This window comes from Bacillus sp. (in: firmicutes), from assembly GCA_012842745.1.
Classification (GTDB): Bacteria; Bacillota; Bacilli; order Bacillales; family Bacillaceae_J; genus Schinkia.
Map to the genome: position 1 here is coordinate 119899 of DUSF01000049.1, position 22370 is coordinate 142268.

Annotated in this window: 22 protein-coding genes and 1 pseudogene; all 23 read right to left on the bottom strand. The window is 35.0% G+C overall.

Annotated elements, in window-relative coordinates; all coding sequences use genetic code 11:
- Window positions 1-11: 11 nt before the first annotated feature.
- On the bottom strand, window positions 12-1508 hold the full coding sequence (locus GX497_13325; protein ID HHY74175.1) for a hypothetical protein: 1497 nt from the start codon (window positions 1506-1508) through the stop codon (window positions 12-14).
- The gene (locus GX497_13330) at window positions 1490-1939 is read right to left on the bottom strand and encodes an adenylyltransferase/cytidyltransferase family protein (GenBank protein ID HHY74176.1); all 450 of its coding nucleotides are present in this window, start codon (window positions 1937-1939) and stop codon (window positions 1490-1492) included. Before GX497_13330 ends, GX497_13325 begins: the two co-directional genes overlap by 19 nt.
- A 13-nt stretch (window positions 1940-1952) precedes the next feature.
- On the bottom strand, window positions 1953-4787 hold the full coding sequence (locus tag GX497_13335; GenBank protein ID HHY74177.1) for a motility associated factor glycosyltransferase family protein: 2835 nt from the start codon (window positions 4785-4787) through the stop codon (window positions 1953-1955).
- 36 nt (window positions 4788-4823) lie between these two features.
- Window positions 4824-6122 (bottom strand): UDP-glucose/GDP-mannose dehydrogenase family protein, encoded by a 1299-nt coding sequence (locus GX497_13340; protein HHY74178.1) that lies wholly within the window; start codon window positions 6120-6122, stop codon window positions 4824-4826.
- 3 nt (window positions 6123-6125) lie between these two features.
- Complete coding sequence (galU, locus tag GX497_13345; GenBank protein ID HHY74179.1) at window positions 6126-7022, bottom strand: UTP--glucose-1-phosphate uridylyltransferase GalU; 897 nt, start codon at window positions 7020-7022, stop codon at window positions 6126-6128.
- The gene (locus GX497_13350; protein ID HHY74180.1) at window positions 7009-7965 is read right to left on the bottom strand and encodes an SDR family oxidoreductase; all 957 of its coding nucleotides are present in this window, start codon (window positions 7963-7965) and stop codon (window positions 7009-7011) included. Before GX497_13350 ends, galU begins: the two co-directional genes overlap by 14 nt.
- Before the next feature lie 3 nt (window positions 7966-7968).
- Complete coding sequence (gene galE / locus GX497_13355) at window positions 7969-8952, bottom strand: UDP-glucose 4-epimerase GalE (protein ID HHY74181.1); 984 nt, start codon at window positions 8950-8952, stop codon at window positions 7969-7971.
- 14 nt (window positions 8953-8966) lie between these two features.
- The gene (locus GX497_13360; GenBank protein HHY74182.1) at window positions 8967-9968 is read right to left on the bottom strand and encodes a polysaccharide biosynthesis protein; all 1002 of its coding nucleotides are present in this window, start codon (window positions 9966-9968) and stop codon (window positions 8967-8969) included.
- A gap of 48 nt (window positions 9969-10016) precedes the next feature.
- Entirely contained in the window at window positions 10017-10625 is a 609-nt protein-coding gene (locus GX497_13365; protein ID HHY74183.1) for a hypothetical protein, read from the bottom strand.
- A gap of 194 nt (window positions 10626-10819) precedes the next feature.
- Window positions 10820-13006: a glycosyltransferase gene (locus tag GX497_13370; protein ID HHY74184.1), complete on the bottom strand. Its 2187-nt coding sequence runs from the start codon at window positions 13004-13006 to the stop codon at window positions 10820-10822.
- Between the two features lie 126 nt (window positions 13007-13132).
- Window positions 13133-14254, bottom strand: coding sequence for a flagellin (locus GX497_13375; GenBank protein ID HHY74185.1), 1122 nt, complete (start codon window positions 14252-14254; stop codon window positions 13133-13135).
- Window positions 14255-14426: 172 nt separating this feature from the next.
- Window positions 14427-14696: a cytotoxin gene (locus tag GX497_13380; GenBank protein HHY74186.1), complete on the bottom strand. Its 270-nt coding sequence runs from the start codon at window positions 14694-14696 to the stop codon at window positions 14427-14429.
- Window positions 14696-15040 (bottom strand): AbrB/MazE/SpoVT family DNA-binding domain-containing protein, encoded by a 345-nt coding sequence (locus tag GX497_13385; protein HHY74187.1) that lies wholly within the window; start codon window positions 15038-15040, stop codon window positions 14696-14698. Before GX497_13385 ends, GX497_13380 begins: the two co-directional genes overlap by 1 nt.
- A 123-nt stretch (window positions 15041-15163) precedes the next feature.
- A complete protein-coding gene (gene csrA, locus GX497_13390) occupies window positions 15164-15391 on the bottom strand; it encodes a carbon storage regulator CsrA (protein HHY74188.1) in 228 nt (75 codons plus the stop codon).
- Window positions 15392-15844 (bottom strand): flagellar assembly protein FliW, encoded by a 453-nt coding sequence (gene fliW / locus GX497_13395; GenBank protein HHY74189.1) that lies wholly within the window; start codon window positions 15842-15844, stop codon window positions 15392-15394. It lies immediately after the preceding gene.
- A gap of 264 nt (window positions 15845-16108) precedes the next feature.
- Window positions 16109-16690 carry a hypothetical protein gene (locus GX497_13400; GenBank protein ID HHY74190.1) on the bottom strand — a complete coding sequence of 194 codons (582 nt, stop codon included), beginning with the start codon at window positions 16688-16690 and terminating at the stop codon, window positions 16109-16111.
- Between the two features lie 110 nt (window positions 16691-16800).
- Window positions 16801-18048, bottom strand: a complete 1248-nt coding sequence (gene flgL / locus GX497_13405) for a flagellar hook-associated protein FlgL (GenBank protein ID HHY74191.1) — start codon at window positions 18046-18048, stop codon at window positions 16801-16803.
- Between the two features lie 15 nt (window positions 18049-18063).
- Window positions 18064-18708: a hypothetical protein gene (locus GX497_13410; protein HHY74192.1), complete on the bottom strand. Its 645-nt coding sequence runs from the start codon at window positions 18706-18708 to the stop codon at window positions 18064-18066.
- A gap of 768 nt (window positions 18709-19476) precedes the next feature.
- A pseudogene (flgK, locus tag GX497_13415) lies at window positions 19477-20163 on the bottom strand (flagellar hook-associated protein FlgK).
- Window positions 20164-20179: 16 nt separating this feature from the next.
- On the bottom strand, window positions 20180-20683 hold the full coding sequence (locus GX497_13420) for a flagellar protein FlgN (protein HHY74193.1): 504 nt from the start codon (window positions 20681-20683) through the stop codon (window positions 20180-20182).
- A 14-nt stretch (window positions 20684-20697) separates the two neighbouring features.
- Window positions 20698-20955: a flagellar biosynthesis anti-sigma factor FlgM gene (gene flgM, locus GX497_13425; protein HHY74194.1), complete on the bottom strand. Its 258-nt coding sequence runs from the start codon at window positions 20953-20955 to the stop codon at window positions 20698-20700.
- 117 nt (window positions 20956-21072) lie between these two features.
- Complete coding sequence (locus GX497_13430; protein HHY74195.1) at window positions 21073-21483, bottom strand: hypothetical protein; 411 nt, start codon at window positions 21481-21483, stop codon at window positions 21073-21075.
- A 154-nt stretch (window positions 21484-21637) separates the two neighbouring features.
- A complete protein-coding gene (locus GX497_13435; protein HHY74196.1) occupies window positions 21638-22369 on the bottom strand; it encodes a ComF family protein in 732 nt (243 codons plus the stop codon).
- Between the last annotated feature and the right edge of the window lies 1 nt (window position 22370).

The following is a 22370-nucleotide window of genomic DNA, read 5'->3' on the forward strand; positions in this document are numbered from 1 at the left end:
TATCTCGTCCTTTACAAACTAGATACTAATACTTCGATATTTTCTCCTATATTTAATTCATTGAGTTGTTTTAATATTTCCTTATAGTGTATTGATGCAATTATAATCATATCAATTGAATTATCCTCCAGTATACTTGGTGAATTAATTAGATAATTTTCTATTGTATTACCCCACTTTTTAGAATCATTATCAACGAAACAATTCATAAAATTAAGGTGATTAAAAGATTTTTCTTTTAAAAAATTTAAGGTAATTTCACCAAATGTTGAAGCCCCAAATATTACTACATTTGATTTATTAAATATTTCATTATATCTTTTTAAAAAAACTTCCCCAAAAAAGTGAGCATTTGAGGGTTTCCTAGAACAAAGCTTATTCGATAATGCGATTTTCTTTATAGTTTCAACAGCAATTATAGTAGACTCTCCTTTATTAAAGAGAAGTTTATCCAAATCCTCTCTATTTTTGGGGTACTGGTCTTTATTTATTAATATTTCTGTTACGGTTGATTCTAATTTAGAAACATCACTTACAATAGTTCCGAATTGCCTTCCACCATTTTTAGTTAATTGATTTTTCCACGAAGAAGTATCCTGATACGGAAAAATTCTTTTTAAATAAACATCAAAAAACTTTGGAGCATCTATAAAAATTACAGGTTTGTTAAGTGCTAAAAATTCAAAACCAACACTAGATACACAGGTTATCAAAATATCAGAGCACCACAAATATTCATCAATATCATAATCATGTACAACTCTAAAATTTGAGTATTGGTTTGATAATTTTGATAAGTAAGCAAACCAGTCAACTCCTCCTGTAGCATAAAAATTATCAATTGGTTGATGACAATCAATTGGCAATTTAGCTATTACATTATACTTCCCACTATTACATAACGCTTTTATTATCTCTTCACCCTGATCCCTTAAAGATGAATGTTCATTAAAAGCAGGGGCATATAGTAAAGTAGGCTTTTCAATATCTAAACTTAATCTTTCTATTGTTTCTATTTTATTAAAAAGGCCATTAATAACATCATCGGATTTTGGATAACCTATATCATATAAATCTAAATGATTCGGTAAATTTACACCATTTTCCTCTAAGTATTCGAATAGTGTATCTTTATGGAGAGGACCTATCATAAAAAAAGCATCAAATGTTTCAAGTATTTTTTGATTAAAAGTAACTCCTTTAGCAGACGGTCCATGGAAACAACATATACTATAAATACCATCAATTCCAAGGTTATACTGTTCAGGTGTTATATATAGAATAACGTCCTTTTTTATATTAGCATCTTCCAATTCTTTCAAAAAAATAAATTGTTCCCAATCTTTCAGTCTATTGTTATATTTTCTTAGTTCAATAATCACATCTTCATTCGGAACCCCTAAATACAATTTATTAACGTCATAACAATCAATTAAATAAAAAAATATATTTCTTACAAATTGAAAATACCCGACACTTGGTACTGAAATTAATATTTTATCTGACATTTTTGTTCACTCCGTGGTTGTTTTTCACATATCTCCTTAATTCTCAAAGAAGAAGAAACATTTTTAGTATATGGTAAAAAAACTGTTTCTACACCAACACTTTCAAATTGGCATTTTAAATCCATATAATATGGATCGCCAAACCAATCGTCACCAACAACCCAAATATCAAATCCTAATAATTCCCATGCCAAAAACTTATTTCGATCTGTTTGAGGTACAACTTCATCTACCCACTTAATTGAATTCACTATTTCCTTTCGCTCATAAAAAGGGACAACAGGAAAATAACCTTTATATTGATACACAAGCTCATCAGTGCTAACTCCTACTATTAGATGGTTACCCAAATCTTTTGCAGTTTTTATTAAATTTAGATGCCCTAAATGAAACAAATCAAAAACTCCAGCAGTATATATTACTTTTTTCACTAGTTATTAACTCCTAACTATCCATTAATAAAATTGGTCTAAAGCCTATACTCGAATGAAAAAAGTTGATTTCTGTAAACTCGTTGTAAATATATTGAATTTTATCATTTTTTCCTCTTCTCACTCTGCGATTAGGATTTCCTTCTATTTCGGTAGCCGTCCACGAACTTATTCCAACATTGGAAAACCACTCTAAATTGCTATTAACTATATATCTTATCCAATCATTTTCAATATCCATTAAGTTTGAACCACCAGTTGGTAATCTAATAATATTTTTAACAGATATTTTTTTAAATAATCCATCTATTGCGCTATCTATATTTTTCCACGAAATACTATGCTGCACATTCCGATCTGCAATTAGCTTCTTCCCTCCATCATCTTCATCCACCATAATAAAATAAAAATCCCCATCTGGAAATGCACTGGATTCTGGTGGTATAAACCCTTTCCTTTCCTCACCTAAACCACCAAACTCACCAACTTTATTATAACTCGCTTTATAATGACAACGAATCCTCTTACCAATTTCTAATTGTTCAATATTTGTCACTTCATCAACATGATACAAGCGTCCTGCCTGTGATATTCCAACACCAGTAAACAAAAACAAATTATCATCTAATAGTTTCATTTCCACTAAATGCTCAGTGTTATCTAAATTTCCTTTTGTATATAATAATTGATTAATATTTGGAACATCACTAGAATCAATGCTAGACGTTTTTACTGAAATATTCTCAGATTTACCGTCAATGGTTATCCGAATCTTACTGGATCCTTCTTTATTTTTTGAACCTAAAATTTTCAATTCAGTTCCTGTAAATCTAAATCGTACAAGCGCATCTTTTTTATTTGCTAAATGTTGTTTAATTGGATAGTCAATTGTTTTTCCAAGTGTATATTTTTGTTTTTCCCACTCACCTATATATTGAAAGGCACCACAATCACTAGGGTAAAATTTATATTGATCACGTTCAATAAAGTGCCGTGCTTCCCCATGTACTTTATACAAACTCCCAGCAATCTGTTCCAACGTCAGCTTACACCGCTCTAAATACGGATAAAATGATTCCATAATCAACTTAGCCTTATCCATTTCATTTGTCTGTTTCCGAATATTAGCCGCCCGTATGCTCAGCGCTTGATACTGCGTCCGATTAACTGGCTGGATATAGCATACATAGCAATCATTGACGACTATTTTTTTCATCAGCTTATCAAATTTTACGATGCTTTTAGAGAGTTTATTTTCATTTCTGGATTGTGTGTGCTTTTCCATATCTGCAAAGATTGACATAATCTCTTTATACAACTTGCGAAATTCTGTAATAGAACGCTCCATTTTCGTCAATCGTTCCGTTGTATACGCTAAATCGTAATTATTTTCGCATGATTTATACCAATCTTCGACCACGACTGGCGAATTAAACCGTTCTTTAATTAGTTCTTCCAATGGTTGAAATGTCGTGCCAGCAATGGCTGCGCCGCCTTTTGTCGTATTAATGGCTTCTATTTCTGGAAACTGCGCTACATACCATTCAATATTATCCCTCATATTATTAAATGATGGTGTCGTTTCAACTTTATTGCCATATACATCGTCAACTAACAGGACATGCTGGCGGTCTTTTTCTTCTACTTCAATCGGGCGATTTCTCTTATTATACTCAACATCTTTAGAATAAAATTGTTCATTTTTAAATGCTAGATTTTGCCCGGCAAATAGTACTGGATTGCAGCCTAATTTTGCAGCCAATTGAAAAGTAATCGCCGCAATTGTAGGGGAATCATCAATTACATTGATACTTGTACGGTCTTTATTTTGTAAATAATATTGCCCCACTGTATCTTGACTTGTCACCATATGAAGCTTCGGACCTTGATACCAGTTCAATGTTTCAAAACCAACACTTGTTCCAAATATCATCGGAATTGTATCTATTCCGTTTTCAATAATACTTGCAAATACATTGTAATTATGTTCTTGAGGATCATATGTGCAAACAGCATCAGGCATAATATTTTGGGCAACTAAGGCCCGATTTGCTGACCCAACTGCAAATATATAAGCTAATTTATTCTCTTTAATATATCTCAAATTTTCATATTCTTCTTCCAACGATGGGCCTGCTGATACAATAATTAATGGCTTATCCTTAAAACACGACTCAAATCCATCTAATATATTTGGTGTTGAAATTGTTTTTGGGAAGTTAATTAAACTATTTAATGTCCAGCGGGCACTAAATTTCGTATCTGTATAAAAGCTAAACCGCTTCGTTTCCATTGATTCTTTAAAGTCTTCAATAAAAGCTTTGAATTTATCGTGATAAATTCTTTCGTAACTTGGCAAAACTACTAATAAAATTCTTTCTTGCATACTGTTCGTTAACCTTGTTAAAAATTGTTGCCCTGCTTCTCTTGATGTTTCAATATAGATTTCTTTTAAACGATGGACAGGCAACTCATTTATTGAACGGTGTTTTGTATATTCATAAAAAATTTCAAGATTAGGCTCATAGATTGAAAATGTAAACTGCGGAAAGCGGCTCATAAATGCTTCAATATGGTATCCCAATCCAACACCATAAAATAGAACATGTTCATACTCATTTATTTCTTGGTCAAATTGGTCAATGAATTTTTCTGCTTCTTTTTTCGGATCGTATTTACTGTGAATAAATTGCGGTTGATTATCCCTCATAACTTGAATAGTCGGCAAGCCCGATTTCGTTTCAATAATATCTATATTATTTTCAAATGCTCTGCTTTCATATTGTTGGAGTAGATCACGAATATGACGATGATTTTGTCGTAAATAATTTATATTATCAATAAACATTGCTTCTTCCCTCCAATCTACTCTTTTTCGTATAAATTATTTCACATTCCCTACCTGATAATATTCAATGCCGCTTCTCTCAATTTCTTCAACTTGCAAGCAATTTCGACCATCAAAAATAATTGGCGTTCTCATCCATTGTTTCACTTGTTGTAAATCAATTTCCTGGAATTCCTGCCATTCCGTAAGAATTAAGCAAGTATCAACTCCTATCAGAGCTTCTTTAATGGAATTTGAAAAAATCACACTATCTGGTAGCTGGCCTTTCGCATTTATAACTGCAACAGGATCATAGGCTTTTACATTTGCACCTAATGATAATAATTCATTTATAATCGTTAACGAAGGTGCTTCTCTCATATCGTCAGTATTTGGTTTAAAAGTTAATCCTAAAACTGCAACTATTTTACCTTGTAGGGTGTCAAATCTTGCAACTACTTTTTGAATAAATAAATGCTGTTGTAGTTTATTAACTTCTATAACTTCTTTTAAAATTTTAAAGTCATACCCATTCTTGCCAGCGATATTTAGTAATGCAAGCGTATCTTTCGGAAAACAAGAGCCACCATAGCCAATCCCTGCATTTAAAAATGCTGCTCCAATACGATGGTCCATTCCCATTCCTTCGGCAACATCTTGCACATTTGCACCAACTTTTTCACAAAGATTGGCAATTTCGTTTATAAAGCTAATTTTTGTTGCTAAAAACGCATTAGATGCATATTTAATTAATTCAGCACTTTCTATTGCTGTCTTTAACAGTGGAATACCAAAAGGCTTATAGATTTTTTCTACAAACGAAGCAGTTTTGGGGTCATCCGAGCCAATGACTATCCTATCACCATGAAATGTATCATAAATAGCATGTCCTTCTCTTAGAAACTCAGGATTTGAGACAACTTTTAATTTAATATCATGCTTTACATTTTGAGCTATGGTTTGTTGAATCAATCGATTTGTGCCAACAGGTACTGTACTTTTTGTAATGACGACAGCATCGTTTGTAACATGTTCGGCAATATCAATAGAGGCTTGGATGACATACTCCAAATTCGCTGAACCATCTTCTGCCTGTGGAGTTCCGACAGCTATATAAATAGCTTCGGCACTTGTTATTCCATCCTTATGTTTCGTAGTGAAAAACAACCGTTTAGCCTCGATATTTTTTTTCATCAATTCTTCCAAACCAGGTTCGTAAATCGGCGATATTCCTTGCTGCATTTTATTGACCTTTTGCACATCTATATCTATACATGTCACCGTATGGCCAATATCAGCTAAACATACACCCGTTACAAGACCTACATATCCTGTTCCAATGACTGCTATATTCATCTCTTACATGCCTACCTTTGAATGTAACTTTTGATAAATTTCACCGATATAAGTTTCTACATCGGACTTTAAATCGCTTCTCTCTAACGCAAAATCAATCGTTGCTTTCACAAAACCAAATTTATCTCCAATATCATACATACTGCCTTCAACTGCGCATGCAAAAATAGCTTTTTGTTCACCTAATCGTTGAATCGCATCCGTTAGTTGAATTTCGTTACCTGCTCCATAAGGAGTTTCTTCAATTGCTTTAAAAATGTTAGGTGTTAAAATGTATCTGCCAATTATCGCATAATTTGATGGAGCTTCACCACTTGACGGTTTTTCTACTAATTCTTTAATCGCAAAAACATTCTCTTCAAGAGCCGTTCCATTCGGATCAATAATTCCATATTTCGATACTTCTTCGTTTGGAACTCCTTTTACCCCAATAACACTTGTATGATAACGATTATAAACTTGAAGCAATTGCTGTAGCGAAGGGGTTTCACTTTTAATAATAATATCTCCTAACAAAACCGCAAAAGGCTCATTCCCGATAAATCGACTTGCACAATAAATCGCATCTCCTAACCCTTTTGCCTCCTTTTGGCGGATATAATGGATATTTGCCAAATTAGAAATTCCTTGAATTTGTTCTAATAAATCATATTTTTCTTTCCTTACAAGAGTTTCCTCAAGCTCGTATGATTTATCAAAATGATCCTCTATTGCCCTTTTGTTCCGACCACTAATGATAATGATATCTTCAATCCCTGAAGCTACCGCTTCTTCTACGATATATTGGATTGTTGGTGTATCGACAATTGGAAGCATCTCTTTTGGCTGTGCTTTTGTTGCTGGCAAAAATCTTGTTCCTAAACCAGCTGCAGGTATAACAGCCTTTCTAACCTTTAACATTTTGCTTAACCCCTTCCAATTGCGAAAAATATTGAATCGTATGTAACAAACCGTCTACTAATTGGATTTTTGGTTCCCAATTTAGTTTTTCTTTTGCTAATGAAATATCTGGTTTACGTTGCTTCGGATCATCTTCTGGCAATGGCTTAAAAACAATTTTCGATTTAGAATCCGTCAATTTTAAAATTGTTTCAGCCAACTCTAGCATATTAAATTCCCCAGGATTCCCCAAATTCACAGGACCTTGGAATGAATCTTCTGATTTCATCATTTTAATGATTCCGTCTACTAAATCATCAACATAACAAAATGATCTTGTTTGTGAACCATCACCATATATCGTAATGTCTTCACCTTTTAAAGCTTGGACAATAAAATTACTAACAACACGACCATCCTCAGGATTCATATTGGGACCATATGTATTAAATATGCGAATCACTTTAATCTGTACTTGAAATTGTCTTGCATAATCAAAAAATAATGTTTCTGCACAGCGTTTTCCTTCATCATAACAACTACGAATTCCAATCGGATTTACATGACCCCAATATGATTCTGGTTGGGGATGAACAAGCGGATCGCCATATACTTCTGATGTCGATGCTTGCAATATTTTCGCATTATTTTCTTTCGCCAACTCCAATACATTGATTGCACCGATGACACTCGTTTTTAATGTTTGAATCGGATTTGATTGATAATGCACTGGACTAGCTGGACAAGCTAAATTATAAATTTCATCTACTTCTATTTTTAACGGATTCATTACATCCTGTTCAATAAACGAAAAATGGTCATATTGCAGCAAGCTTTCAATATTTTTCAAGCTTCCTGTATAAAGATTATCTAAACAAATAACTTCATTTCCCTTATTCAACAAACGTTCGCAAAGGTGAGAACCGATAAAACCTGCCCCACCAGTCACTAAAATTTTTTTCATCATTTAATCACCATTACCCCATAGCTTTACATGCCATTTCCATGCTGTTTCGATAATTGATTCAATGCTTTTATACTTCGTTTCCCACTGTAATACAGCATTAGCTTTTTCAGCACTCCCAACTAAAATAGCAGGGTCTCCTTCACGTCTTGTCGTTTCGACTGTAGGTACTCCTTTTCCAGTTACCTTTTCAACTGCACGAATAATTTCCCGCACTGAATACCCTTTGCCATTCCCTAAATTAAAGACATTACTTTGTTGCTGCTCTTTTAAGTAATGCAAGGCTAAAATATGCGCTGTTGCCAAGTCTTCAACATGAATGTAATCTCTCACACATGTCCCATCTTCTGTATTATAATCCGTACCAAATATTTGGATGTAATTACGTTTTCCTAATGCTGCATCTAAAATGAGTGGTATTAAATGCGTTTCAGGGTCATGCCATTCACCAATTTCGCACTCTTGATCAGCACCCGCTGCGTTAAAATAACGAAGTGCTGCATATTTTAATCCATAAGCATTTGAATAATCCTCAAGAATTTGTTCAACCATCCATTTTGAACGACCATACGGATTAATTGGCAATTGCGGATGATCTTCTTTTATTGGAATTTGCATCGGTACGCCATATGTTGCACAAGTAGATGAAAAAACAAATGTTTCGACATTAAATTCTCGCATGACTTCAAGTAAATTCAATGTATTGCTCACATTATTAAGATAATATTTTTGTGGATTTGTTACTGATTCACCAACATAGGCATTAGCTGCAAAATGCATAACAGCTTGGATTGGATAGTTCGAAAATAACAATCTTAGTTGCTCTTGATTGCTTAAATCTCCTAATATAAATGGAACATTCCCCTTTACAAATTCTCTATGTCCTGTACTTAAATTATCGTATACTACAACATGTTGACCGTTTTTGACCAACTGTTTGACGATATGCGAACCTATATAGCCTGCTCCACCGACAACTAAAATCATAATTCTTCTCCTGTTCAATCCAATAAATTTTCTGCTACTATCCACTTTCTTAATAGTTCTTTCTCTATTATTTCATCTTGAGAAAGTTGAGGCTTTTTGACATTGTCATTACAAACATCTGGATAGCTTCGATGACTACTGTATGGAGCACTAACAATATACATATCCTTCGTTTCTCGTGCTACACGCGCTTCATCCTCAGTCATTAGCTCCTCGTACATTTTTTCACCTGGTCGAAGCCCAATTTCTTCTATTCCAATCGAATCTGTAATCTTATATTTTTTGCTTACTTCTTCAATCATAACCTCTACGAGGTCACTTAATTTAATGATTGGCATTTTCAATACAAATACTTCGCCACCTGTAGCCATTTCGTTTGCCTTTAACATCAATGAAATAGCTTGGTATGGCGTCATCATATAACGAAGCATCTCTTTATTTGTGACTGTGACTTTTCGTTGTTCCAAAATTTGTTTTTTAAACAATGGAATGACTGAGCCTCTTGACCCCATCACATTACCAAAACGGACCGAGCAAAATATCGTTTGTTTCGGTCCTTTTTGGTATTGGGCAGCGGATACTAGCCGTTCAGCTGTTAACTTTGTTGCCCCATATGTATTCGCAGGCGCAATCGCTTTATCTGTACTAGTAAACAATACTCTTTTTACACCAGCTGTTATCGCCGATTGTATAACATTTTGTGTACCAATTACATTTGTTTTTACTGCCTCAAATGGGTTATATTCACAGGCAGGAACATGCTTCATTGCGGCAAGATGAAAGACGTAATCAATATCTTCCATTGCTCGAAGCAAACGCTTCTCATCACGGACATCACCAATTAAATAGCGGATATTGTGATATTCTGACATTTCCTGTTGAAGATTAAATTGCTTGTACTCATCCCTACTGAAAATTCTTACTACTTGTGGAGAGTGTCTAAGCAATTCTAACAACAAATGTCTTCCAATTGTTCCCGTACCACCGATAATTAATATTTTTTTATTTGTATAAATACTTTGCAAAGACGCTCACTCTTTCAACAATATGTTGTTATTTCTTATTTAATTTAAATCCGTTCTTTGCCCTTGATGATCAATCGTGTTCGTTAACTCATCTTTAAACCGTTCCAATAACGGTTGAATTTCATAAGATATAAGGTCTCCTATAAGAATGGCATCATTATTTACTAAAGCCTCATTCAAATTCTGCAATTCATTTTGAAGGTTTCCCGAAATTTCAAGAAATTGATCCCAATTATAAGGTCGTTCCGAGTTTTTATTAACCGTTTCAATAAATTGATAAAGCCATTGCAGCCCTTCTAATAATTGTTGGAATTTCTCCCACGTGTTCTGGGTTGCACCTTTGTAAAATTCATCCGCAAGTTTTGAAACCTCTGGAATTGCGCCTTTTAAATAATTTTCGCCCATTAACAGAAGATCACTAGTAAATGTTTCCACCGTTTTTGCTTCAACTTCAATTTTTTTTATATCATTAATTCTATCTAATAAATATTCCTCACATTCATCATAAACCTCTACACCATCAACAATTAAGTAATTAAAGTATAGATTGCTTTCATTAAGCGTATCAATTATTTGCTGAATCAATTCATCAATTGATTCCACCTTATTTGGATAATCATATGTTTTCTCTAAAAGTATAAGCTGCATAGAATGTCCTCCGTTCGTTCTACTCTTACTATATATCGGCTTAATGCGACATTTTTTAAGCATATAATGCCTTCATTTCGACATCAGGAAAATATACAGACAGGCTCTACTATTAAAACTAGAAAAACCTCATTCTATTGTATACTGTGACTTTTAAAAAATCACCTTACACTAGATGAGGTCGTTTCATTCATTTAGCCAAATAAAGGATTACTTTCAGCCTTTTTAAAAATATTTTCTATTTCTATATCTGTACTTAACAAGACTTCAGCTCTGCTTCTAGCCTTTTTCGCCATTTCTTGATAATAAGCTTGGTCTCGAATATATTGGTGTATTTTTCGTTCCATTTCTAAGTAATTTTTCACACAAAATTCACTACCCGCTGCAACAGAAACGTCACCAGAATGAATAGTAACAACTGGCAGCCCTTTATACATCGCCTCAGCGGCTGAACTTCCTCCGCCTGCCCTTTGTGGATTTACATAAAGGTCACATAACTCTACTAGTGCTAATACATCTTCTTGAAACCCTAAGTTAGTAGAGGTGTTTTTTAGTTCTGGGTAAAGTGAAATATAACTATCATATTTTTTGAACCCACCTATAAAAACAATATGCGCCCCTTCTTTCGTTGTTTTTAGCAGCATTTCTATAAATTCAGTTGTTATTTCTGAATCTAATCTTGCACCAATCACTGTAATCAAAAACCTTTTCTCCGGCAAGTTTAACTGTGCTCTTGTAAATGTATGTTCTTGCGGTTTAAAATCAAATGTAAATGTACTTTCTATTACATTTTTTTCACTAAAGCCGAACTTTTCGAGAAACTCTATATCATGCTCATTTAATTTTCGACCAATAACATGAAATTGCCCTTCACTTGTTGGTAACCCACTATAAACAGTTGCTATTGAAATGACAGGGACAATTTTGCTGCATACATCCGATACGATACTTGAACCACCAATATTTACTATACATAGCGGCTTTCTATTTTCAATTGTTTGTAAAATATTGTTGATTTCATTACTATTAGGCATCATACCATTTGGTTGATAATAAGGAATATTCACATCCTTATAACTAATGCTATTAACCTTCTCCAACTCCTGTACAACATTTCCGATTATTGTATTATAAAAAGGAGTTGCTCCACTCTTAGTCATAAGCTCTTTCGTATTAATGATTAATACATTTTTATTTAAATGTTTAATCAAACTATAAGCACGGTCAAGTGCTGTTTTGGTTGGTGCATGATTCAGCCCTAAAAACTGCGCTGTTATGATTATAACTAATTCATTATCTCGCTCATTTCTAGGAATAAACTTTCCCTCAACATTCATCTCTGACAAAAACCCATAATAGATTTCCCTATACAACTTTCTTGACAAATAGCCTGTATCTGCATTACCTATATTACTATTTACAAAATTAGCCCGTACATTTTGCCAATACAAAAAGTATTTTTCAAATTTAGTAAATGCCTTTGTAGTTCTTGTTATATAATAAAGCTTGTTTAAATAGGAAGAATTCGGAAAAACATGAAGCAAATAAGAGAGAATAAAAATCTTAGTATGTGGTTTAAAATGATTCAATAGTATTTCAAGCGCTTTTTGATAAAACTGCTGCGATTTTATTGGTAAGTCTAAAATCTGTGATTTTAAACTTTCAAAATGGCGAACAAACCGGCTATCTTCGAAAAATATACTTTTTCCATTATCCATCTCTAATAAATATTGGATTGTATCTTCCAAATTTAAATTCTCACAGAGAAATACGATATTCTCAAAACTCAAGGGTTCTTTATTTGACTTGTCAAGGTCCACAACCACAGAATAGCCTTCTACTGGATTAAACAAATAGTATGTACCATTAAATTGATAGACCCTTTGTTTGTTGTCATTAGGTTTATGGTGTCTATTTAACACGTCTTGAAAGCTACCAATCGGTTCGCACTTCGTATTAAAAAATTCAACAGGAAAAATATCTTTATGACAACCAACCACATCTATATTTTTCGTTAAATTCTCCGCTTCATTATAATCCGATTCATACAAATGTATATAAAACTGTTCCAAATTCTCTATATAATTCGTCTCATTTCCTTTTAGATAGATAAAACGCTCAAAAAATTGATGGAATAAACGATATGTTAGCAAAAGGAAAACTTTATTATTTGATAAGACATTAAAATGCATATTTTCCGTCTCTTTCCCCCAGATATTTTCAATCATACTTAAAATATGATGAGGTTGTATATTATTTATAGTAATATCTTTAAATTTATGTATTTCATACTTTTCCTTTTCAAACTGAATGATACATTCAGTTAATGGCCCATCTTTTTCTATCCCATCCAAAAAACATAATAATACATTTCTTCGCATAAAATCCCTCTTCCCCTATGCTTCGTTCATTTTTAATTATATGATGTTCAAACTTTCATGGTCAATCTTTCACGATGCATAAAAAGAAAAGACCCTAGATAACTAGAGCCTCTTCCCTTACATATATTATTGAAGTAATTGTAATACTGATTGTGGACGTTGGTTCGCTTGTGCAAGCATTGCTTGTGATGCTTGAGAAAGGATGTTGTTCTTAGTGAATGACATCATTTCGTTCGCCATGTCTACGTCACGAACACGAGATTCTGCAGCCTGTAAGTTTTCAGCAGAGTTACCTAAGTTGCTGATTGTGTGCTCTAGGCGGTTTTGGAATGCCCCAAGCTTTGAACGTTCAGCAGATACTTGGTTAATTGCTGCATCGATAACGGAAATAGCAGCTGTTGCCTTTTTATGATTACGAATATCTAAAGCGTATGTTTGACCTGCAGTGTCATTACCGATATCAGCTAACTGATTTTGAGCACCACTAGCGAACATTGCATCTTCTGACTTCTTAACAAGCTCTGCATTTATAACAGTACCGTTGTCTGTTCGAACACTAGTTCCATTAGTCTGTTTTACACCACTTGCTGAATAGTATGTTTCAGTTGTACTTACACTCGCAACATTCTTATAAGTACTAGTATTATTAATTTGTGCAGTTTGATTTGTTGTACCAGCAACACCAAGCGCTTCAGCACGCATATCAAAAATGTCAACAGTCATATTTTGCATCGAGTTTGCACCAACTTGCATGTGTAGACCGTTTCCACTTGTAACATTACCTGCACCAGCAAGTTTAATATTATTTGCATCGGCACCAGCTAATTTTTGAGAACCATTTAACAATTTCTTTTGGTTGAATTCTGTATTATTAGCAATACGGTTAATTTCAGAAGTTAATTGGTTTAACTCTTTTTGAAGCTCTTGACGATCTTGGTCAGTATTTGTGTCGTTCGCTGATTGTGTAGCAAGTTCACGCATACGTTGTAAGATGGAATGAGTCTCAGATAATCCGCCTTCAGCAGTTTGGATTAATGAGATTGCATCTTGTGCGTTACGTTGTGCTTGGTTTAAGCCGCGTACTTGTCCACGCATTTTTTCAGAGATTGCTAGACCAGCAGCGTCATCGCCTGCACGGTTGATGCGAAGACCTGAAGAAAGCTTCTCCATTGATTTTGTTGAATTAAGTTGGTTAGTTCCCATTTGGCGATATGAGTTCATCGCTGGTAAGTTGTGATTGATAATCATGATTTGTTTTCCTCCTTGATTTTGAAAGTTCCCACGTCCATGTGGTTGGTTTTTAAGACAGATCGCAACTAAAGCGGCCGTCTCTAGCTGCTTTCTGACTTTACATGTTTTATATCGGTATTTTGTTTTGATTGTTTAATAGATTTTCGAAGAATTTTTGATTCTTTAATTTCTACGGATTGCTTAAAGTTTCATCATAATGTCCGCAGTTTCGCAAAATAAGTTTATCAGGTTTTTCTATTTCAAAAGTAATTCGCAAATCCATATTGGCACTTGCCTCCCAGACATTTGGATTACGATAACCTTTCATTTTCTTTATACGTAATGACGGATGTGAGAAATCTTGGGCTATTATTGTAAGAGCATTTTTGATTGTCTTTTGAGATTGCAGGTCCAATTTCTTGTATTTTTTTACAAAAACTTTTGTAAATTCAAGTTCCATTATTTTTCCTCTTTTGCCCAATCATCCGATTCATTGCTATCTAGCCAATCAAGTGCATCGTCAACATTATCAAATGATGTTACATGGCCTAATTTAATATTTTTATCCGCTTCTTGTTCTTCTTTTTGCCATTCTTCTGACCAAAACCACCGTTGGCTGACTGGAACTTGAACCATCGGAACAATAACAATTTCACCGTTTTCATCAATGGATAACTCTAATGTATCTCCTTCCTCTAGATTGAACCGCTCCATTACAGATTTGGGCAAGGTTACTTGTCCACGTTTGCGAATAGTAAGCCGCTCCTTCAAGGTATCACTTCTTTCAGTTAATTTTGTACCCATTTTATGCTCCATCCTCTCCATTGTTTCCGAATTTCTGAAATTCATACTTTTATTATAACATAAAAAATAACCATTCCGTTATTACTGCCTTTGGGAATGGTTATTTTATCTCATTTTCTTTAGTTATTTTTGCACTTGTTTTGATAAACCTTTTAGTAGCTCAATAGACACAGCTGACGCGAGGGTGTTTTCCTCTTGAATGGCAAGATACACTTCTTTTCGATGTATTTCTATATGTTTCGGGGCATTGATGCCGATTTTGATTTGATCACCGTCAATGGCTAAGATTGTTAGTTCAACGTTCTCACCGATTTGAATTGACTGATTTATTTTTCTTGTTAGGACAAGCATTTATTTTCCCTCCTCGCTTACTGAGGCTGGGGTTTTTACGAGTAAATGTTTTGTTGTGTATTTCTCATCATTTAGGACAATTTGTTTGCCTAATTGGTTTTTTGTGTTGATTACGACTGGGCCCCTTAGATTGGCGGTTGTGTTGTGGAATGGATCTTGGACTGTTATTATGCTGAATATCGCCAAATGATCCTCGCCATCGATTTTCAACTTCTCAATGACGGAATCTGTTAGTTTCACTGTATAATCGGTAAAAAAGTCAAACGGGCTTGTGATAACGAAGCCTAGGCTTGGCGTTTTAGTTGATTGTAGAATGAGTAGCGGGCTGTCTTCACCTAATGGTAAAATAGTAAAATGTTTTTCCTCCTCGAAGCTTGGGATGCCTTCTTCAAAATGGATAATATCTTTATCGTTTATTTCAACTTCACCATGATATTTTGTTTGAATTTTCATTTGCTTATTCACCATTTCTTTATTATTATTTGATTTTCTGAAGGGGCAGGGATACCAAGCCTGTCCGAGACCACTGAAAAAATCGAGCCATTTCGAACTTATTGTCCTAGAATCACTTTTATTGTCCAATAAGAGTCATTTATTGGCGAGATTAGGCAACTTATTGTCCGCCCAAGGCCATTTATTGTCCGATTGCCATATATTTGAAATATTGTGCATTATGAAAGCTACTTTTTCAGTAATATTAACCTTGTCCCTGTTTCACTATATATTTAAGTCATATTTTGTGCCTGTGACTTTAAATTCAATCGATGGTTTTTGCCTTACATAGATTTGCATATCCCCTTTATGGTACTTGATGATTGGTTTGTTCGGCTTCACTTGAACAAGCGTTTTGTTTTGGTCAACTTTAATGTCAATTTCAGAAGGCGTGTAATGAAATTTCACCTTAAAGGCTGACTCTGGAACAAAGCCGATATTAAATTGGTGTTGCTTAGGTTCACTTTGTTCTTTGGCAATTTGGGGAATAACATTTTTGTTTCCTGATTCAATTTTCATAAGGCGATCCCCTTCGGCCGCTTGGCTGGCGAGGTCTCGTAATAGTTTTTGTTTTGCTTCTTGGGCCGCTTCTCTTGTTCTTCTTAACGGTGACTTTAGGTTTGCATCAGCAAATGCTTCGGTTTGGTTGATTTCGAGTTTTCCCTTTGTTTTCGTCACTGTTAAATCCGGCTGCGGCTGTCTTAACTGCATATCTGCAGATGGTTGTTTAATTTCTAGCCACGACTTTTGCGAACTCATACCCAATTTTGCGAATTGACTTGATATGCTTAAATGGAGAAGTTGCATGAAACTCACCCCTGTCATTACCTATTTATTCCTATTGTAACGTAATACGAAATAATGTGAAACCTTGTTTGTTGTTTAAGAAAAAGAAAAAGCTATCTTCTTTAGATAGCTTATCGTAAAAAGTCCATTAATGTTGGTTGGATGATTCTTGCTCCAGCTGCCAGTGATGCACGATGGATGCTTTCTTGGGTTACTAAATTAATGATTGCTTCCTCAAAGTCGATATCTTCATTATCCGCAACCGTTTGTTCTGCCACTATTCTTTGTTTGAGAAGGCGGTCTTCTACCATTTCAACACGGTTTAAACGAGCACCTAATTCCGCTCTTGTAGAAATGACATTGTTTTGCATTTTATCAAGTGTATCCAATGCTTTTGTAATATCTTGTCCAGTCGTTTCAGGATCTACAAGCATTTTTTTAATAGATTCAATGCCACTGAATAACTCAATGGAATAAGCAAATGTATTTGCACTATCTTTCCTGACGTTAATCGGGATGGTAACACCTTTCATTACCTCAATTTCGACATCTTGGTCATTTGTTGACACTGCTGTTGATTTTGAAATAACTATATCCGTAGGAGATACTGTTTTTGTTACTTCAATCATTCCACCGTCTAGCTGTTTATTCTCTTGTAACGAAGTTTGTTCGATGCTGTGGGAGTTAGTAAGATCTATTTTTATAGTCGCCGAAAATCCTGTCTCGGTTTTCGTCTTTTCTTTATTGGCATCATCTACAACATTATAATTTATTTTTGGCTCAATAACGAACGTTACAATACTACCACTTTTCTCCTCAAACTTATACGTTTGACCTTGGTAACTAATGACGTATCCTGCATCAATACTATCACTTTTACCATCGGGTAAACCTCCTAAATCAGCAATCGAAGTACTCATATCTACATTAATACCTGTTTCACTTACTGGCTGATTATCCGTATTTGTTCCGTTAAAGATATAGTTGTCACCGACTTTTGTGTTAGCCATCGCAACTAGATGCTGTTGCAATTGGGTAATTTCTTTTGCAATGTTTGCTCTCGCGTCTTTATCGTAGCTGTCGTTTGATGCCTGAACTGTTAACTCACGAATTCGGTGTAGGATTTGCCCTGTTTCTTCAAGTGCTGAATCCGATGTTTCTAACCAAGTGAAACCTTCTGTCAAGTTTCGATAAAATTGTTTTACCTCAACTAATTGGCTACGATAACGCATCCCTTTCATCGCAATAACCGGATCATCAGAAGGGCGGGTGATTTTTTTACCCGTGTTGATTTGGTCCATTATTTTACCTAAGCGATTATAATTTTTGCTAATATAACCTAGATTACTGTTTGTTAACATATTTTGTGTTACACGCATAATTTATTCACCTACCTATCTTCCTACTAATCCCATGCCATTTATGATTTTATCTAGTATTTCATCAACTAACGTAATCATTCGAGCAGAAGCGTTATAAGCGTACTGAAATTGAATCATATTCGTTATTTCTTCATCTAATGATACGCTACTAATTGACATCCTGCGTTGTTCAACAGAGTCTTTTAGAATCGTACTAGTTGACGTCATACGGTTTGCTTCTGAAGTCATATCTCCCAGGCTGCCAATCATCCCTTGGTAAAAAGAATGAACATTCGTCATGCTACCACCATAATTTAGTAGAGCATCTTTTACTCTAGATAAAACTAAGGCATTGGAGCCATTTCCCAAAAAGGCATCGTCTTTTGATTGAATACCATCGGTTGAGAAAGTATATTCCCAAGTTTGGGCAGTAACGGGGTTACTGGTATCATCCTTTGACTTTACAAGATTCGTATCAATTTCAATTCCATATAGAGTAATCTTTCCGTTAGGAGGTACAGGGCCTGTATCATTTGGTATATTATTAACCGGCTGCCCACCTTGAGTAGTGGCTGTAACTGTATATGTCCATGTCCCTTTCGTATTCGGTGTAGTTGGTTCTTTATATGTCAATTCAATTTTAAACTGTTTCGTTGGATCAGCAGGATTATTCGGCATAACCTCAGCTGCGGTACCATTTTTCGAATCATAAATCCCTCTAAACACAGGATTTCCTACTGTTGTGTTTTGAACATTAGAGTCACGTTTAAATGAACCCGCATAAACATTTCCTTCTGCAGCTGCTGCGATATTATCAACATTTTCGATAATATCTTTGGATACTTTCAAGTATTTTGCCGCACCCTTTGGATCTTTAATATCATTCCCAGCGTCATCCTTTAACTCAAAAAAATCACGAGGGATTTTTTCTCCTCTTATATCTGTTAAACTGTATCCACTTCTATGAACTAAATTGAAATGTGTAGCAAATGTATATGCCATCATATCTAGGTCGTCTAACATTTGATTATAAGAACCTTTAGTTACACCATTTTCATCTTTATAGCCGTATCCTTCAATAAAACCTTTTAATCTCCCATGTGTATTAAAGGCCGAAAAACTAGCAAACTCATATTTTCCTGTTGCAGCATCAGCATCATCAAGTTTATCTATAGTTTTTGAAGAATCTGTGGGATCTACAAAACCTTTCCCATTTGGATTAAGCTCGAAAAATTTTATAGCAGTAACAGGGCTATCTTCTTCATCCCTTGCTGCATATTCAATATGAATTCCAGTTGCAGTATGTTTATAAGCTCCAGAATCATCCATAGCTTCAATAAGCTTAATTTTCTCACCATTCGAAGTTAATATCCCCCCTTGCGGGTTCGCAAGATAAATATTATACAACCCTTCCGCATTCCCCGAAGCCAATCCTCCACTTGGCTTCCTTTCAACCTTTATGTTTATATAGCTTGATAGTTCATCTACTAAACGATCACGCTGATCATATAAATCATTTGGCAAGTAGCCATGCGGTTCAATGGAACCAATTTCTTTATTTACTTGGTTAATTTGGCGAAGGATGGAATTAATTCTATCTTGTGATAGATCAATTTCATTTCGATAATCTTTTTGCACTGCTTTGATTGAGTTATACGTGTAATTAAAAGTATTCGCTAACTCAATCCCACGCTGGCTAACAACACGGCGAGCCCCGTTGTTTTGCGGTTGAACGGCTAAATCTTGAAGCGAATTCCAAAATTCATCCATTATATTCGCAAGCCCTGTATCTGTTGGCTCGTTCATAATGTTTTCCATTTGTCTTAGCATGTCGGCTTTTGCTTCCCAGTAGCCTAGCTTGCTATTTTCACCGCGAAATTGCATATCTACGAATGAATCTCTGATTCGTTGAATGTCACCCGCTTTAACCCCTGTTCCTAACTGGCCAGGTATCATCGGACGATTTAATGATGCTGGTGGATATGGTTCTGTTTGGATAAAATTAACGCGTTGCCTTGTGTAACCTGGTGTATTGGCATTTGCGATATTATGACCTGTCGTATAAAGGGCTGCCTGATGGGTCATCATGCCCCGCTTGGCTACTTCTAGCCCATGAAAAGTTGATATTGCCATTTATGAACTCACCTCACTAAGCTTTTGAATTGAAAATTGAGCGTCCTTCTTCATATTGCTCGGCTTGTCCCGGTCGCCCGTAATTATATGCATCTATATCAGGCGTTAAAAGATCTAGAGACAAATTAACAAACTGTAAAGACTGCTGAAGCAGTTGTTGATTCAGTTTGTTTCGGTCGGATAGAGCGTTAATTTGCGTTTGTAATTCAGCTTTTATTTTTGTTAATTTTTGTTGTTCTGAAGAATCAGCATATTGTAAGCAATCCGAAATTGTAGGATTTTGCACACTATTTGCGAAATCTTCATTACATTTGGACAAAAAAATCTTTGAAGCCTGTATCCGTTCGGCTTCAAACTTTTGAATAACTTGGATATGTTTTTTTTCTTCCTTTAGAAGTTCGTTGAGGGCATCAGTATCCCCAGTTTTGATTTTTTCCGTCTTTTGCTGTGCTAGTTGAGTTAGACTTTGATGCAATAGCAAAATTTTTTCGAGTGTTTCAATTAATGGTTGTGCAGACACTGATAAACCCCCTTCTAATCGTTCCAGAATTCGTACATTTTCCTAGCTACTTCGCGTGAATCGACTTTGTATTCGCCAGATTCAATTTTATTTTTTAATTCTTCAACTTTAGCTTGTCTTTCTGCCTCGATGCGGCTGCCTTTTTGCATCTCCATCGCTTCAGTAGAAATTTGAATTTTATCCGAGCCCGTAGTTTTTTGTAATTGATCCAGCTTCTCGATTTGCTTTTTGTATGGATTAAAATTTACATGACCAAAATTATTAATTTTCAAAATTATTCACCTCACTTACTTGGAAAAAGCTTGTTTACGTAGTCCATCTAAATCTTATGTTTATTATCGGCACTTTTTCCGAAAAGTTTACTTGTGAGGATTAATTTAGATTGTTATTTAATCTTCTGAATAATACGTCCGCACTTTCTTCTCCTTCTCTTCAAGTTGACGGCGCCGTTCTTCCTCATGCATATATTGTTTAAGGTCCGATTCAAGAGTACTTGTACAGTTTATACATAGCCTCCCTTTTTGAATCATTGCTCCACAGCTTTCACAACGGTATCCAAGGTTAGGGAATTGAGTTGTTCGTATACGACCTTCTTTAACAAAGCGCATGATTGTATCCTCAGGAACACCTGTTGCTTCAACGATTTCTGGAATAGAGGCTGTACGATTTTCACGCTTTCTAATAAATTGATATACTTTCTCAAATAATTTATCTTCTTCTTTCCGACAAGCATCACAAATCCCATGGAGATTACGGACATATAAACGACCACATTTTGGACAATTACTAAGTTCCGGCATTTTAAATTTCCCTCCTAAAAATAATCTTATCTGAAAACAACTATTTCATGATTGTAAACAAATGACCATAGATATTATTTACAATTATTATATCGTACATATGTCGAAATGTGTTTAGGATTGTTGATGAGGAGCTAAAATCGGGATTAAATGATTAGCTCCTTGCCAGCGTCAAAGAGTTGATTGATTTCGGTGATAATGAGCCTAGTGTTTTCGCAATTTGTCGTAATGTTGTGCCTGTTGTATAAATGTCGTCGATGATGAGAAGGGATTTGTTGTAATAGCGGTCTAGTTGGATATCTTGTTTTAGGAGAAAAGGGGAGTCCGTTACGATTCTTTCCGCTTTTTTCTTTTTACTTTGTTTTTCGGAGTGTGTACGCGCGAGGATATCTTCGATTGGTACGTTTAATAGGCTTGCCAATGAATAAGCCTGATTAAACCCCCTTTCATAAAGGCGTTCGGCGCTTAGTGGAACCGGGAGGATAATGGGAGGATTTTTTTGATCAAACGTTTGTTTAAACTTATTTTGCATGTAGGAAGTGAAAATTTTCACGATTTCATGGTCACCGCGAAATTTAAATTGTGCCAATAGTTCCCTTAGAAAATCGTTGTAGTAGAAAATCGAAATATTTTTCGTCAAGAGGTCTTGCCATCCTGATTGTCGTTCCCAAAGAAAACAGTCATTGCAGATGTCTTGTTTTCTGAACTTATTGTCCAGCTTAGAAAACGGACGACTGCAGCTGCGGCATTGTTCACCTGTGATAAGTTCTAGTTTTTGGTTGCAAGGGTGACAGATTTGCGGCTCGTTTTGCCAGCTTGATAAGGTAAATAGCGTACTCCAGGTAATTGTTTCATTAATTGGTTGATGGCAAATAAGACAGCGCATC

Bases quoted from the DNA above. Each gene is read 5' to 3' on its own strand.
- GX497_13325 (HHY74175.1), bottom strand. From the start codon at position 1,508: ATGTCAGATAAAATATTAATTTCAGTACCAAGTGTCGGGTATTTTCAA.
- GX497_13335 (HHY74177.1), bottom strand. From the start codon at position 4,787: ATGTTTATTGATAATATAAATTATTTACGACAAAATCATCGTCATATT.
- GX497_13340 (HHY74178.1), bottom strand. From the start codon at position 6,122: ATGAATATAGCAGTCATTGGAACAGGATATGTAGGTCTTGTAACGGGT.
- galU (HHY74179.1), bottom strand. From the start codon at position 7,022: ATGTTAAAGGTTAGAAAGGCTGTTATACCTGCAGCTGGTTTAGGAACA.
- GX497_13350 (HHY74180.1), bottom strand. From the start codon at position 7,965: ATGAAAAAAATTTTAGTGACTGGTGGGGCAGGTTTTATCGGTTCTCAC.
- galE (HHY74181.1), bottom strand. From the start codon at position 8,952: ATGATTTTAGTTGTCGGTGGAGCAGGCTATATAGGTTCGCATATCGTC.
- GX497_13365 (HHY74183.1), bottom strand. From the start codon at position 10,625: ATGCAGCTTATACTTTTAGAGAAAACATATGATTATCCAAATAAGGTG.
- GX497_13370 (HHY74184.1), bottom strand. From the start codon at position 13,006: ATGCGAAGAAATGTATTATTATGTTTTTTGGATGGGATAGAAAAAGAT.
- GX497_13375 (HHY74185.1), bottom strand. From the start codon at position 14,254: ATGATTATCAATCACAACTTACCAGCGATGAACTCATATCGCCAAATG.
- GX497_13380 (HHY74186.1), bottom strand. From the start codon at position 14,696: ATGGAACTTGAATTTACAAAAGTTTTTGTAAAAAAATACAAGAAATTG.
- GX497_13385 (HHY74187.1), bottom strand. From the start codon at position 15,040: ATGGGTACAAAATTAACTGAAAGAAGTGATACCTTGAAGGAGCGGCTT.
- csrA (HHY74188.1), bottom strand. From the start codon at position 15,391: ATGCTTGTCCTAACAAGAAAAATAAATCAGTCAATTCAAATCGGTGAG.
- fliW (HHY74189.1), bottom strand. From the start codon at position 15,844: ATGAAAATTCAAACAAAATATCATGGTGAAGTTGAAATAAACGATAAA.
- GX497_13400 (HHY74190.1), bottom strand. From the start codon at position 16,690: ATGCAACTTCTCCATTTAAGCATATCAAGTCAATTCGCAAAATTGGGT.
- flgL (HHY74191.1), bottom strand. From the start codon at position 18,048: ATGCGTGTAACACAAAATATGTTAACAAACAGTAATCTAGGTTATATT.
- GX497_13410 (HHY74192.1), bottom strand. From the start codon at position 18,708: ATGCCGAATAATCCTGCTGATCCAACGAAACAGTTTAAAATTGAATTG.
- GX497_13430 (HHY74195.1), bottom strand. From the start codon at position 21,483: ATGCCGGAACTTAGTAATTGTCCAAAATGTGGTCGTTTATATGTCCGT.
- GX497_13435 (HHY74196.1), bottom strand. From the start codon at position 22,369: ATGCGCTGTCTTATTTGCCATCAACCAATTAATGAAACAATTACCTGG.